We start from the raw sequence: 14,321 nt of genomic DNA, 5'->3' as shown, positions 1-14,321 counted from the left end.
TAAATCAACGCGGCGCGGAGAGGATCAGGGAGGGAACATGGCTCAACAACTGGTGTCCGCCATCGGCGTTATGGTAGCGGGCGTTTTTGCCTGTGCTGCCTATTACTGGCTATCCGATAAGGCGTTGCAGGCAATCTTTCCCGTCCGCTCGGGAGACGTCATTCACGCATCCCGCAACTTAAACCGCCGCGCCGCCGTCCGGCCTTGGCTGTTCATCGGCCCGGCGCTGATCCTGTTGCTCGTCTATCTTGTGTATCCCGTCATCGCGACGCTGATCCTCTCCTTCTACGACCGCACCGGCAGCGAATTCGTCGGTCTCGCCAATTATCGCTGGGCGTTTTTCGACGCCGGTTTCCGTCAGTCGATCTTCAACAACATTCTCTGGCTCGCCGTCGTGCCGGCCGCCTGCACCTTCTTCGGCCTCGTTATCGCGGTCATGACGGACCGCATCTGGTGGGGCAACATCGCCAAGTCCATCGTCTTCATGCCGATGGCGATCTCCTTCGTCGGCGCTTCCGTCATCTGGAAGTTCATCTATGAATACCGCGCCGAAGGTCAGGTGCAGATCGGCCTGCTGAACGCCATCGTCGAGTTTTTCGGTGGTAATCCGCAGGTCTGGATTTCCATGCCCTTCTGGAACAACTTCTTCCTGATGGTCATCCTCATCTGGATTCAGACCGGGTTCGCCATGGTCATCCTCTCTGCGGCGTTGCGCGGTATTCCGGAAGAGACCATCGAGGCGGCTGTCATCGATGGCGCCAATGGCTGGCAGATCTTCTGGAAGATCATGGTTCCGCAGATCTGGGGCACTATCGCCGTCGTCTGGACGACGATCACCATTCTCGTGCTGAAGGTCTTCGATATCGTGCTGACCATGACCAACGGGCAATGGAACACCATGGTTCTGGCCAATCTCATGTTCGACTGGATGTTCCGCGGCGGCGGTGATAGCGGCCGAAGTGCTGTTATCGCGCTCATCATCATGGCGGCCGTCACCCCGATCATGGTCTGGAACATCCGCCAGGCAAACCGCGAGATGGAGGGCCGCTGAGATGGATATTGTCAAACGCCTCCGCCGCGTCGGCCTGCCGCGGCTCATCGTTCACGCCAGCGTTCTGATCGTCGTGCTGCTCTGGCTCTTGCCAACGCTCGGCATTCTCGTGAGTTCGCTGCGCGACAAGGATCAGATCACGGTGTCGGGCTGGTGGACCGCTTTTTCGAGCTCCGAACAAACGCAAGCCGTTCGTCTGGCCGATGCCTCGGCTCAGAAGCAGGATGGCAGCCGCTACGTCATATCAGGCAATGTCTTCGAAAACGGCCAGGGCGGAAAGGTTGCGGCCTTCGGCGTGCGCGTGCAGGAGCCGACAGCTTTCAAGGCAGGTGAAGCCGCTGACATCGGCGATGGCGAGACGCTGCTTATCAATGAAGACGGCACTTACGAATATAGCAAAGCCGCAAGCTTCGAGGGTTCGCGCGGCAAGCGCGTCTACATCTCTGTCGCAACGCCGCCCGTCTTCACTCTCGACAACTACCGTACGGTTCTAACATCGGAAGGCATCGGCCAGTCCTTCGTCAACTCGCTGACGGTCGCCGTACCTGCAACCGTCATCCCCATCCTCATCGCCGCCTTTGCCGCCTATGCCCTGTCATGGATGAACTTTTCCGGCCGCAATCTGCTGATCGCCATGGTGGTGGGCCTGATCGTCGTGCCGTTGCAGATGTCGCTGATCCCGCTTCTGAGACTGTACAATGAAATTGGCACCATCTTCGGCGTGCCGTCCAAGACCTATGCCGGTATCTGGCTGGCGCATACCGCTTTCGGCCTGCCGCTCGCCATCTATCTGCTGCGCAACTATATTTCCGGCCTGCCGAAAGAGATCATCGAAAGCGCCCGTGTCGATGGCGCAAGCGATTTCGAAATCTTCGTCAAGATCATCCTGCCGCTCTCTTTCCCGGCACTCGCTTCCTTCGCCATCTTCCAGTTCCTTTGGACCTGGAACGACCTTCTCGTCGCCATGGTCTTCCTCGGCACGCAGAAGGACGAGCTGGTGCTGACAGGCGCGCTTAACGCGCTGCTCGGTTCGCGCGGCGGCAACTGGGAAATTCTCACTGCCTCGGCCTTCGTCACCATCGTCGTGCCGCTCGGCGTCTTCTTCGCTCTTCAACGTTATCTCGTGCGTGGCCTGCTGGCAGGCTCCGTCAAGGGAGGCTGATCATTCCATGAACGCCCATACCACACAGGACACTTCTATGACCGCTTCGGTGACTTCCGCTTTGACGCCCAACAAGGACTGGTGGCGCGGCGCTGTTATCTATCAGATTTATCCGCGCTCCTATCAGGACTCCAATGGCGACGGCATCGGCGATCTCAAGGGTATTACCGATCGCCTCCATCACATCGCAGGCCTCGGTGCCGATGCGATCTGGATTTCGCCCTTCTTCACCTCGCCGATGAAGGATTTTGGATACGACGTCTCGAATTATGTGGATGTCGATCCGATGTTCGGCACGCTCGCCGATTTCGACGGGCTGATCGCCGAAGCCCACCGTCTCGGCATCCGCGTCATGATCGATCTCGTTCTGTCGCACACCTCGGACCAGCATCCATGGTTCGTGGAAAGCCGCGCCAGCCGCAACAATCCGAAAGCGGATTGGTATGTCTGGTCGGACAGCAAGCCGGATGGCACGCCGCCCAACAACTGGCTGTCGATTTTCGGCGGCTCGGGCTGGCAGTGGGATCCGACCCGCATGCAATATTACATGCACAACTTTCTGACCTCGCAGCCGGACCTCAACCTGCATAATCCGGAAGTGCAAGAAGAGCTGCTGAATATCACACGCTTCTGGCTGAAGCGCGGCGTCGATGGTTTCCGCCTCGACACCATCAACTTCTATTTCCACGACCTTGAGCTGCGCGATAATCCGGCGCTGGCGCCGGAACGGCGCAATGCCTCCACCGCGCCTGCGGTCAATCCCTATAACTTCCAGGAGCATCTCTACGACAAGAACCGCCCGGAAAACATCGCCTTCCTGAAGCGCTTCCGCGCCGTACTGGACGAATTCCCTGATATCGCCGCCGTCGGCGAAGTGGGCGACAGCCAGCGTGGCCTCGAAATCGTCGGCGAATATACGTCCGGCGATGACAAGATGCAGATGTGCTACGCCTTTGAATTCCTCGCGCCCGATGCGCTGACCCCGCAGCGTGTTGCCGATGTACAGGCGGATTTTGCGAGAGCTGCACCGGAAGGCTGGGCCTGCTGGGCTTTCTCCAACCATGATGTCGTGCGCCATGTCAGCCGCTGGGGCGAGCATGTCGAGGACAAGGATGCTTTCGCGAAGGTACTGTCGGCACTTCTCATGACCCAGCGCGGTTCCGTCTGCATCTATGAGGGCGAAGAACTCGGCCTCACCGAAGCCGATATCGCTTTCGAAGATTTGCAGGATCCTTACGGCATTCAGTTCTGGCCTGAATTCAAGGGCCGCGACGGTTGCCGTACGCCGATGGTATGGGACGCCGGCCATGCGCAGGCCGGTTTCTCGACGGCCGACAAAACGTGGCTGCCCATTCCCGCTGAGCACAAGCAGCGTGCCGTCAGCGCCCAACAGGGCAATGAGGCTTCGGTGCTGGAGCATTACCGCCGCTTCCTCGCGTTCCGCAGGCAGCATCCGGCTTTCGCAAAGGGCGGCATCGAATTTCAGCCCGTGCAGGGTGAGGTGTTGAGCTATACCCGCAAGCTGGGCAACGAAACCGTTCTTTGCGTCTTTAACTTGTCAGCGACGCCGGCAGAGGCCACGCTGCCGGAAGGGAACTGGGAGGTTCTTGAAGGCCATGGCTTTGCAAGCGGACTGAAGGGCAGAAGCGTCGAACTTCCGGCATGGGGCGCTTTCTTCGCCCGTTACGCCTGACAGATGAGGGAGGAACACCCATGACAAGTCTCGTTCTCAAGGATATCCGTAAATCATACGGACAGGTGAAGGTGCTGCACGGCATCGATCTCGATATCGAACAGGGCGAATTCATCGTTTTTGTTGGCCCCTCCGGCTGCGGAAAATCGACCCTGCTGCGCATGATCGCCGGGCTGGAGGAAATTACCGGCGGCGAGATGTATATTGACGGCCAGCTTGTCAACGAAATCCCGCCTTCGCGCCGGGGCATCGCCATGGTGTTCCAGTCCTATGCCCTTTATCCGCACATGACTGTCTACGACAACATGGCCTTCGGCATGAAGATTGCCAGGGAAAGCAAGCAGGAGATCGACCGCCGCGTTCGCGCCGCCGCCGAAATCCTGCAGCTCACGCAATATCTGGAGCGATTGCCAAAGGCGCTGTCCGGCGGCCAGCGTCAGCGTGTCGCCATCGGTCGCGCGATCTGCCGCAACCCCAAGGTCTTCCTGTTCGATGAGCCGCTCTCGAACCTCGATGCGGCTCTGCGTGTCGCCACGCGCATCGAAATCGCCAAGCTCAACGAGCAGATGGCCGATACAACGATGATCTACGTTACCCACGACCAGGTGGAGGCGATGACGCTCGCTGACCGCATCGTCGTTTTGAACGCGGGGCGGGTGGAGCAGGTCGGCGCGCCGCTCGAGCTTTATGAGAGGCCGGCCAATCTTTTCGTGGCGCGTTTCATCGGCTCGCCCGCCATGAATATTATCGGTGCGAAAGTGACCGGCACGGGTGAACGGACCTCCATCGAACTTGCCGGCGGCAAGACATTGGTCGTCGATGTTCCCACATCCGCATCTGAGCAGGGCAAGGCCGCAAGCTTTGGCGTTCGGCCGGAAGACCTGAGCATCGCGACGGACGACGACTATCTATTCGAGGGAAAAGTCGCGATCGTGGAGGCCTTGGGTGAGGTGACCCTGCTTTATCTCGAAGCGCCCAAGGGCCAGGAGCCGATCATCGTAAAGGTGCCGGGCATTGTTTCCGTGGGTAAGGGTGAAACCCTGCGCTTTTCCGCCCTGCAGGAGAAGCTTCATCTTTTCGATGCGGAAGGCAAAGCCTACCGCAAGTAAACGGTGGCGATACTGAAACAAGCCCCGGAACTGTCCGTTCCGGGGCTTTTTACTGGTTATCAGCCGTGTGGAAAAACGTCGGAAATGTCCCGCTTCCGTCCTGTTTAAGCTGACGCTGATATGAATTGTTAAAGACTATGGCCTAGTCTCGTCCTATTGATAAGCATTGGGAGTTCGGGCGTGCAGAGCGGTGCGGGTGTCATCAGAAATCATTATCTGAGCAAGGAAGAGTCCTTCATGTATGACCGCGAAAGCCGGTTCCGCATGGAAGACACCATGAACGCGGCGCGCATCGAATATACCGAAAAGGCCGTGATGCACATGGCGGCACGCCGCTGCGACGTCATTCGCATCTCCCAGACAGAGGCCGTGCTGGCGCTACTGACCAAGTACAACCTGCCGAACCAGTTCTATCTCGATATCCCCGATGCCCGCATTACCAAGATCGGCTGCGTGATGTTGCGCGTCAACGCCAACAACACCATCCATGTCCGTTTCCTGCGTATGCTGACGCAGAAGGAGCTGGATCGAATTTTCGTATTCAGCACGCACCCGGCCCACAAGGACCGAAAGCTGGATATCCGGTCGTTCTAAGACCCTGACGATTTGCGGCTTTAGGAAAGCCCGCCCAGAACGGTCTGCTTCAGCTTCACATCCGGCACTTCGATGAAGGCGAGATCGCTGCGGCCGAAATAGGATTTCTGGTTGGTAGCGGACCAGTCGTTGCAGACCAGTTTGTAACGGCCTTTCTTCTCCGGCTTTTCCGGCATGGCGTAGAGATAGTCGCCCGTGCGTGCGGCGAGCGGAATGTTGCTGTCCTGATTGCATCGCTTTAGGATTTGGACGAGCGTCTCGCTGTCCACTTCGGTCACCATCAGCTTACCGTCGAAGCGCAGCGAGGCGTTGAAATCATAACGGCGAATATCGCCTGCAGGCAGGCCTGCGCCGAAAGAGGTGTGGCCGATGAAACCGACATCGGCGCCGGTCTTCGCGGCGATCAGATGCGCCACATGGCGCCCTGCTTCGTCGACGGTCATCGCCTTGGCGGCCTTGCCGACAACTTCCCGTTCTTCTGCGGTCAGGTGCTTTTCAAGCGTCTGCTCGATGAGGGTCTTGAGAGCCGGCGAGGCGGGAGCATCACGATCGATGGTGACCGTCTCAATGGCGGCGGCCTTGCCGGGACCGGTAATTGTCGCGACCGTCATGGAGGTGCACCAGGAGCCGGTGTGGACATAACGCGTCGCGCCCTCTTCGTGCACGAAATTAAGGTGATCATGGCCGCCCACCAGCAGCGTGCCGTCAGGCAGCACCGGCAGAATATCGCGGTCGGCGACAACGCCGGCGTGGCTCAGAACAATATTGATCGCATCCGCTTTGACGATTTCGGGCAGATTGGCCTTCGCCCATTCCACCGGCTGAGGAATGTCCAGCATCTCGCGCGTCGCCTTCGGATAGGTATTGATCGCATTGGTCGCGAGGCCCGCGACGATGACCGCCCGTTCGCCGGCCTTCACCGCGGCACTGGACGGCGCATAGGGGTTGCCGCTTCGCTTGTCGATGATGTTGGAAAGCACGGTGATGCCGAGGGCTTGAGCACGGCTGACGAAATTGGCGAGGTCATTGTCAATATCGGGCTCATGATTGCCGATATTGATGACCGTGGGGGCAAGCTTGGCGAGCGCCGCAAGGAAGGTCCATTCGATTTCGCCGGCCGAACGTGTGGCCACCGCGTTGCCGAGTTCGAAAAGGTCGCCATTTAGCAGGATGATGTGGGGCGCCTTGTCGGCCGCGATACGCGTTTCGATGGCCCCGAGAAGCTGGCCGATACGCTCATAGGCCGAATGCAGATCGGAGATGACGATGGCACGCAGGGCTACATCCTGCGCCGCTGCCGGCATGGCCGCTACCATCAGTGGCAGCATGGCGGTGCCCGCCATAAGCTTCAGCACATCGCGGCGGTTGCTTGAAAAAATCGTCATGTCATGCCCCATTATCCGAAACTGCGCCGTCATCCCACGGCTGGTCGGGAACGCCTTAAGAGGCGATCATCACAGCCGCATGACAAGTTTGGCGTTTAAGGCATGGGAAATAAAGCTGTTTCTGCGTCCGCCCGTCCCGGGCGTGAAAGTGCGGTGTGACGATGCCGCAGAGCGGGGTTTAAAGGCGAAAGCCGCATCCAGCCTTCGCCTTTTGGAAATCAATGAAACAGGACGCTGGCACCTTGATCGGCAGGACCGGCATTACGGCGGAAGGGGGCGAAAAGTTCGCGGCCCATGCCCCATTCATTGCCGGAGAGATCAGCGCGCGCCGGTTCGCGTTTTGACAGTTCGGCGGCGGACACCAGCACTTCGAGCGATCCGGAAACGGCGTCGAGACGGATGATATCGCCATCGCGGATGAGCGAGATCGGCCCGCAATCGGAAGCCTCAGGCGTAACATGGATCGCGGCCGGTACCTTGCCGGATGCGCCGGACATGCGCCCGTCCGTCACAAGCGCCACCTTGAAGCCGCGGTCCTGCAGGACGCCGAGCGGCGGCGTCAGGCGGTGCAGCTCAGGCATGCCATTCGCCTTCGGCCCCTGGAAGCGGACGACCGCAATGAAGTCGCGGTTAAGCTTGCCTTCCTTGAAGGCGTCCTGAAGCTCCTGCTGGTCGTGGAAAACAATCGCGGGTGCTTCGATGATATGGCGCTCCGGCTTGACGGCGGAAATCTTGATGACGGATTTGCCGAGATTGCCGGTCAGCATCTTCAGGCCGCCGGTGGGCTGGAACGGTGTTTCGATGCTGGAAAGAACCTTCGGATCGTGGCTCTGTTCAGGGGAGGGCTGGCGGGTGACCGCGCCCTTCTCGTCCAGTAGTGCATCCACGGTGTAGGCGGCCAGACCCTGTCCGAAGACGGTGCGCACGTCGTCATGCACGAAGCCTTGTTTCAGGAGCTGCTTGATGAGGAAGCCCATGCCGCCTGCAGCGTGGAAATGGTTCACATCGGCCAGCCCGTTGGGATAAACGCGGGCCAGCAGCGGCACGATGTCAGAGAGATCAGAAATATCCTGCCATGTGAGGATGATGCCTGCGGCGCGCGCCATGGCGATCAGATGCATGGTGTGATTGGTGGAACCACCGGTCGCATGCAGACCCACGACGCCGTTGACGATGGATCGTTCGTCGATCATCTCGCCGGCGGGGGTGAATTCGTTGCCCTGCGCGGTGATGGCGAGCGCTCTCTTGGTAGCCTCGCGGGTCAGCGCGTCACGCAATGGCGTGCCGGGATTGATGAAGGAGGAGCCAGGCATATGAAAGCCCATGATCTCCATCAGCATCTGGTTGGAATTGGCGGTGCCGTAGAAGGTGCAGGTGCCGGGACCGTGGTAAGATTTGGATTCCGCTTCCAGCAGCTCGGCGCGACCGACCTTGCCTTCGGCGTAAAGCTGGCGAATACGCGACTTCTCGTCATTCGGGAGGCCTGATGTCATCGGACCGGCAGGAATGAAGACCGCGGGCAGGTGACCGAAGGCGAGTGCGGCGATCACGAGGCCGGGCACGATCTTGTCGCAGACGCCAAGATAGAGGGCGGCATCGAACATGTTGTGCGAGAGGCCGATCCCCGCAGCCATGGCGATGGCATCGCGGGAAAACAGCGAAAGCTCCATGCCGGGCTGCCCCTGGGTGACGCCGTCACACATCGCAGGTACGGCGCCGGCAACCTGAGCGATACCGCCCGCTTCCTTGGCTGCATCGCGGATGATGGCCGGGAAGGTCTCATAGGGCTGGTGCGCCGAGAGCATGTCGTTATAGGCGGTGATGATGCCGAGATTGGGAACCCGGTCGCCGGCAAGGATGTCCTTGTCGGCGGGGGAACAGACCGCAAACCCGTGTGCAAGATTGCCGCAGGAAAGCACGGAACGGTGAACGCCTTTTGAGACCTGCAGCCGCAGCCGCTCGAGATAGGTCTCGCGATAGGGCTTGGAACGTTCGACGATGCGGGCGGTGATGGCCTGAATGCGGGAATCGGCGGACATGGGCGTTCATCCTGTTCGTTGGTCGACAGCCGGCGTTCCGGGAGGCGAATGCCGGTTGTCGTGTTTCAGTCTTCATGTCTTCGGGGCGCTTGTCGCGGACCGCAGGAGCGGCCGTCGCGTCGGCTTATGGCGCCCAGTAAATATCCACTGGCGTTTCTGCCCGGTTCAGCACGGCACGGACGGGCATTTCTTCCTCATCCTCGCCCGACTGCGCCTTCTCCAGCGTCGCCTTCTTGGCGGCGCCTTCGATATGCAGCACCAGGAAACCGGCATCGTGCAGGCTGGAGAAGTTGAAGGTCAACCGTTCCTCGCCGGCATTCTCGGCCGCCATGGTCAAAACGCCGCGCGGCTCATCGAGATCAAGCGCTTCGTAGAGATTGTCTCCACCGGGAAAGAACGAGGCCGTGTGGCCATCCGTTCCCATACCGAGAATGACAACATCGAAGGGATCGCAGATCGCTTCGGTCTTGACGGTCGCAAGCGTTGCCGCATCCTCCGGCGAGGCCGCCGGCTGGAACAGCGGCACGAAATAAGCCGCCTTCGCCTTGTTTTGCAGAAGATTCTCGGCGACGAGACGATGATTGGAGCGATCGCTTTCCGGCGGCACGAAACGCTCGTCCACCAGCGTCACGCTGATATTGGGCCAATCGAGATCGTGCTGGGAAAGCGCCTGAAAGAACAGCTTCGGTGTAGAGCCGCCAGAGACCGCGATGCTTGCGGTCCCCCGTTCCTTGGTTGCCGCGTCGAGCCGCTGGGCGACATCAGCCGCAAGCGTATTGGCAAGATCGGAGGCGCTATCGAAGGCGTGGATTGTTTCGCTCATCCGTGCGCCCTCAGTCGGCATCGTGCCAGGTACGACCGTCACGCTCGATCAGTGCGATCGAGCCGCTCGGCCCCCAGGTTCCTGCCGTGTAACCCTGCACGCCCTGACCAAGCTCTTCCCAGCTCTTGAGAATTGGGTCAATCCAGTCCCATGCGGCCTCGACCTCGTCGCGGCGCATGAACAGCGTCTGGTTGGACCGGATGGTATCCATCAGCAGGCGCTCATAGGCGTCGGGGCTGCGCACGTTGAAGGCTTCGGCAAAGCTCATGTCCAGCGACACCTGGCGCAGGCGCATGCCGCCCGGACCGGGGTCCTTGATGAGGAGCGACTGCTTGACGCCTTCATCCGGCTGCAGACGAATGACCAGCTTGTTGGCCTCGATCTTGCCGGCCGCGTCGTCGAAGATCGAATGCGGGATCTGCTTGAAGGTGACGACGATTTCCGAAACGCGGGTCGCGAGGCGTTTTCCCGTGCGGATGTAGAAGGGAACGCCCGCCCAGCGCCAGTTGGCGATCTCAGCCTTGATGGCGACGAAGGTTTCGGTGTTGGAAACGCCGCCTTCCAGCTCTTCCAGATAGCCCTTGACCGGGCCACCTGCGGAAGCGCCGGCGCGGTACTGGCCGCGAACCGTCAGCTTTTCGACGTTGCTGGTGTCGATCGGCTTCAGCGAACGCAGAACCTTCAACTTTTCGTCGCGCACGGCTTCGGCGTTCATGGAAGCCGGCGGCTCCATGGCGACCAGGCAGAGCAGCTGGAGAATATGGTTCTGCACCATGTCGCGCAACGCGCCGGCCTTGTCGTAATAACCGGCGCGACCTTCGAGACCGACCGCCTCGGCAACCGTGATCTGCACGTGGTCGATATGGGCGGAATTCCACAGCGGCTCGTAAAGCGCGTTGGCGAAACGCAGCGCCATCAGGTTCTGCACCGTCTCCTTACCGAGATAGTGGTCGATGCGGAAGATCTGCTCTTCCTTGAAGACATGGCCGATGGTGTCGTTGAGTTCCTGCGCCGAGGCGAGGTCGCGGCCGATCGGCTTTTCAACGACGATACGGGTCGAGCGGGTGATGAGCTTGTGTTCGCGGATCTTGTCGGCGATATCGCCGAAAATTCCGGGCGCGACGGCGAGATAGAAAGCGCGCACGCGCTCTTTACCTTCGTCCAGCAGCTTCTTCAGCACGTCCCAGCCATTGTTGCCCTTGGCGTCAACGGGCACGTAGAAAAGCCTGTTCAGGAACACGGCAACCTGCGCGTCGTCATACTCGCCGGCCTTCAGATGCTCCTTCAGGGCGTCCTGTGCGAATTTGCGATATTCCTCATGGGTCATGACCGAACGCGACGCACCGATGATGCGGGTCGGCTCCGTGAACTGCCCTTCGATCTGCCGGTGATAAAGGGCCGGCAGAAGCTTGCGCTCGGCAAGATCGCCCGTGCCGCCGAAAACGACACAATCAAAAGGTTCAACAGGAATGATCTGACTGCTCATATCGATTCTCTCGATCTTCAAGGGTTGGGGCATCAATAATCTAATCGATTTAAAAATGCCAGACTCAGTTATGTGAAATTATGAATTTTGCTTTTGCCGGTGTGCTTGCCGCCGGTAATGGACTGTAAACATTGGACTAAAACCTGTCTCGCAATGCAAACCACGAAAGCGCCAGGAAAAGCAGCGGCGCGCGCAGTGACGTTCCGCCCGGAAAGGCAGGCACTTTCAGCCGCGCGAATGGCGCCAGCATGTCCTTTTTGCCGAGCACCAGATCGGCATAAAGCTTGCCGCAATAATTCGACAGCATCACGCCGTGGCCTGAATATCCACCGATGGAGGTGACACCTGGCATGACCTCACGCACGAAGACCTTGCGCGGCAGGGTAATGCCGACGGAGCCGCCCCAGGAATGGGTGATGTCGATATCCTTCAGCTCGGGATAGATTTCCGCGATCTGCCGGCGGATATGGCTGGAAATATCCCGCGGCATATCTGCCGTGTAAGCTTCGCGGCCGCCGAACAACAGCCGGTTATCGGCCGTCTTGCGGAAGTAACGCACCACAAACCGTGAATCCGCCACGGCCTCCCGGTCTGGAATGATGCCGGGGAAGGCATCCAGCGGTGCGGTTGCGCCGATGAAGGAGCGGATCGGCATGATATGGGCTGCCGTTATCGGTTCCAGATTGCCGATATAGGCATTGGTCGCAATCAACACCCGTGGCGCAGTGATGGTGCCGAAAGGGGTGTCGATGATGGTCTTGCCGCCCACTTGCCGGATGGATTTCGCAGGCGTCATCTCGTAAATCTGAGCACCCGCATCTTTCGCGGCTTTCGCAAGCCCGACCAGCAGCTTAAGCGGGTGTATATGGCCGGTGCCGGTGTCGCGGGTGCCGCCGAAATAATGAGTGGAGCCGACGCGTTTGCGCGCTTCGCCACGCTCCATGTAGGAAATATGCGGATAGCCGTAGCGGTTGTTCATCGCATCGACGCTGCGGCGATAGTCGTCCTCGTAACCTGCCTTGTGCGCCACATAGAGTTGGCCCGGCAGATAATCCATGTCGATGCCGCGGCTGCTTGCGAAATCGCGCACATAATTTTTGGCGTTTTCGGCGATGTCGAACAGCAGCTTCGATTGCTCGAAGCCAATCTCTTCCTCAAGCTCATCGGGGAAAGAGCGCTGGCCGGTGCCGAACTGGCCGCCATTTCGGCCGGAAGCACCATCGCCAAAACGATGCGCTTCGATGAGGGCGACCGAGACGCCGTTTTCAGCGAGATTACAGGCGGCCTGAAGACCGGTGTAACCACCGCCGATGATCGCGACATCCACCTGCTTCGACCCATCGAGCGCGGGATAGTCCGGCCGCTCACCGACGGTTGCCTGATACCAGGATAGTCCCGGCGCAATCGGGCTTTGCCATGTCATGCTCGGGATTCCTCACACGTTGAGAAGCAGGAACTCGCGCTCCCAGGGGCTGATGACCTGCATGAAGGTCTCGAATTCCCCCCGCTTCAGACCGGCATAAAGGCCGACAAATTCGTGACCGAAGATCCGGTCGAACTGTGCTTCGCCCTCCAGCAAGGCGACCGCTTCAAGCAGGCCACGCGGCAGGTCGATAGAGCCCTCATTGGCAGTATCGGCGGTGGGTTCGGTCGGCTCGATGCTGTTGACGATGCCGAGCCAGCCGCAGCCGAGCGAGGCCGCGAGCGCCAGATAGGGGTTGGCGTCCGAGCTCGGCAGGCGGTTTTCGACGCGCCGCGCCTGCGGGCCGGAAATCGGCACGCGGAAGGCCGTCGTGCGGTTGTCGTAACCCCAGGCATTGTTCACCGGGCAGGCCATGTCAGGCGTCAGGCGGCGGTAGGAATTCACATAGGGCGCCAGCATGACCAGCGCATTCGGAACGTAACGCTGCATGCCGCCGACAAAGGAGAAGAATTCTTTCGAAGGGCTGCCATCTTCATTGGAGAAGATGTTGCGGCCGCTATCGATTTCTACCACCGACTGGTGGATGTGCATGGCCGAACCCGGCTGGCCCTGCATGGGCTTGGCCATGAAGGTGGCATAGATGCCGTGCTTCAGCGCGGCTTCGCGAATGGTGCGCTTGAACAGGAACACCTGGTCGGCAAGCTCGATCGGATCGCCATGACGCAGGTTGATTTCCAGCTGTGCCGGCCCTTCCTCATGGATGAGCGTATCGATCTCCAGACCCTGCTTTTCGGAGAAGTGATAGATATCGTCGATCAGTTCGTCGAACTCGTTGATGCCGGCGATGGAATAGCTTTGACCTCCAACGATGGAGCGTCCCGACCGACCCTTTGGCGGATGCAGCGGATAGTCCGGATCGTCATTCATGGCGACGAGGTAGAATTCGATTTCCGGTGCCACCACCGGCTTCCAGCCCTTTTCGGTATAGAGCGAAAGCACGTTCTTCAAAACGTTGCGCGGCGTGTATGGCACGAAATTGCCTTCCGCATCCACCACGTCACAGATCACCTGCGCGGTCGGGTCGGTTTCCCAGGGCACGACGGAGAGGGTGGAAAGATCAGGCACCAGCTTCAGATCGCTGTCGCGCGGCTCGTAGCGGAAATTGGCGGTCTCATCGGGATATTCGCCCGATATCGTGTGGCGATAGAGCGCCGAGGGTAGAGCAAGCGAGGTATCGCCCGTGAATTTCGCCGTCGGCATCATTTTCCCGCGCGGTACGCCGGCAAGGTCGGGCGTGATGCATTCTATGTCTTCTATCCCACGCGCCCTCAGCCATTGCGCGGCTTCGCGCCAGGAGGAAACGCCACGGGTGGAGGAAAGGTCGAGGGGAGGGGTCTTCTTTGCCATGGTTGCCTGTTTTTTCGGGCGGAGCATGGTTTTCTTGGCGGGCATGTATCACCGGGTCTGTGTTTCGACTGTCGCCATCATAACCGTAGTTTGGCAATTGGCGAGGGGGAAAGCGCCATTGACAAGCGGCGGCACTTGGAAAAGAGGAA

11 protein-coding genes are annotated in these 14,321 nt (G+C 59.7%); 5 read left to right on the top strand and 6 right to left on the bottom strand.

Annotated features, from left to right (window positions below; genetic code table 11):
• The first annotated feature begins 37 nt into the window (after positions 1-37).
• The 5 genes from DOU54_RS20275 to DOU54_RS20255 all read left to right on the top strand — a co-directional run bounded on the left by DOU54_RS20275 (position 38) and on the right by DOU54_RS20255 (position 5,609).
• Entirely contained in the window at positions 38-1,051 is a 1,014-nt protein-coding gene (locus DOU54_RS20275) for a carbohydrate ABC transporter permease (protein ID WP_022555634.1), read from the top strand.
• A 1-nt stretch (position 1,052) separates the two neighbouring features.
• A complete protein-coding gene (locus DOU54_RS20270) occupies positions 1,053-2,213 on the top strand; it encodes a carbohydrate ABC transporter permease (RefSeq protein ID WP_022555635.1) in 1,161 nt (386 codons plus the stop codon).
• A gap of 37 nt (positions 2,214-2,250) precedes the next feature.
• Complete coding sequence (gene bglA / locus DOU54_RS20265; protein ID WP_113380937.1) at positions 2,251-3,906, top strand: beta-galactosidase BglA; 1,656 nt, start codon at positions 2,251-2,253, stop codon at positions 3,904-3,906.
• A gap of 20 nt (positions 3,907-3,926) precedes the next feature.
• A complete protein-coding gene (locus DOU54_RS20260; protein ID WP_113380938.1) occupies positions 3,927-5,015 on the top strand; it encodes an ABC transporter ATP-binding protein in 1,089 nt (362 codons plus the stop codon).
• A 237-nt stretch (positions 5,016-5,252) separates the two neighbouring features.
• On the top strand, positions 5,253-5,609 hold the full coding sequence (locus DOU54_RS20255) for a hypothetical protein (RefSeq protein ID WP_034496014.1): 357 nt from the start codon (positions 5,253-5,255) through the stop codon (positions 5,607-5,609).
• A 20-nt stretch (positions 5,610-5,629) separates the two neighbouring features.
• Here DOU54_RS20255 and DOU54_RS20250 read toward each other — a convergent pair whose 3' ends face one another.
• The 6 genes from DOU54_RS20250 to DOU54_RS20225 all read right to left on the bottom strand — a co-directional run bounded on the left by DOU54_RS20250 (position 5,630) and on the right by DOU54_RS20225 (position 14,217).
• A complete protein-coding gene (locus DOU54_RS20250; RefSeq protein ID WP_113380939.1) occupies positions 5,630-6,994 on the bottom strand; it encodes a metallophosphoesterase in 1,365 nt (454 codons plus the stop codon).
• A gap of 218 nt (positions 6,995-7,212) precedes the next feature.
• Complete coding sequence (edd, locus tag DOU54_RS20245; RefSeq protein WP_004440058.1) at positions 7,213-9,033, bottom strand: phosphogluconate dehydratase; 1,821 nt, start codon at positions 9,031-9,033, stop codon at positions 7,213-7,215.
• A gap of 124 nt (positions 9,034-9,157) precedes the next feature.
• On the bottom strand, positions 9,158-9,856 hold the full coding sequence (gene pgl, locus DOU54_RS20240; RefSeq protein ID WP_006698174.1) for a 6-phosphogluconolactonase: 699 nt from the start codon (positions 9,854-9,856) through the stop codon (positions 9,158-9,160).
• Between the two features lie 10 nt (positions 9,857-9,866).
• The gene (gene zwf, locus DOU54_RS20235) at positions 9,867-11,342 is read right to left on the bottom strand and encodes a glucose-6-phosphate dehydrogenase (RefSeq protein ID WP_004440062.1); all 1,476 of its coding nucleotides are present in this window, start codon (positions 11,340-11,342) and stop codon (positions 9,867-9,869) included.
• A gap of 136 nt (positions 11,343-11,478) precedes the next feature.
• Positions 11,479-12,765 (bottom strand): NAD(P)/FAD-dependent oxidoreductase, encoded by a 1,287-nt coding sequence (locus tag DOU54_RS20230; RefSeq protein WP_113380940.1) that lies wholly within the window; start codon positions 12,763-12,765, stop codon positions 11,479-11,481.
• Between the two features lie 12 nt (positions 12,766-12,777).
• The gene (locus DOU54_RS20225) at positions 12,778-14,217 is read right to left on the bottom strand and encodes a glutamine synthetase family protein (protein ID WP_022555640.1); all 1,440 of its coding nucleotides are present in this window, start codon (positions 14,215-14,217) and stop codon (positions 12,778-12,780) included.
• Positions 14,218-14,321 lie beyond the last annotated feature (104 nt).

The organism is Agrobacterium sp. MS2 (assembly GCF_003261015.1).
GTDB classification, from domain to species: domain Bacteria; phylum Pseudomonadota; class Alphaproteobacteria; order Rhizobiales; family Rhizobiaceae; genus Agrobacterium; species Agrobacterium pusense.
Note: the sequence above shows the minus strand (reverse complement) of the source record. Positions and strands in the feature narration are given on the sequence as shown.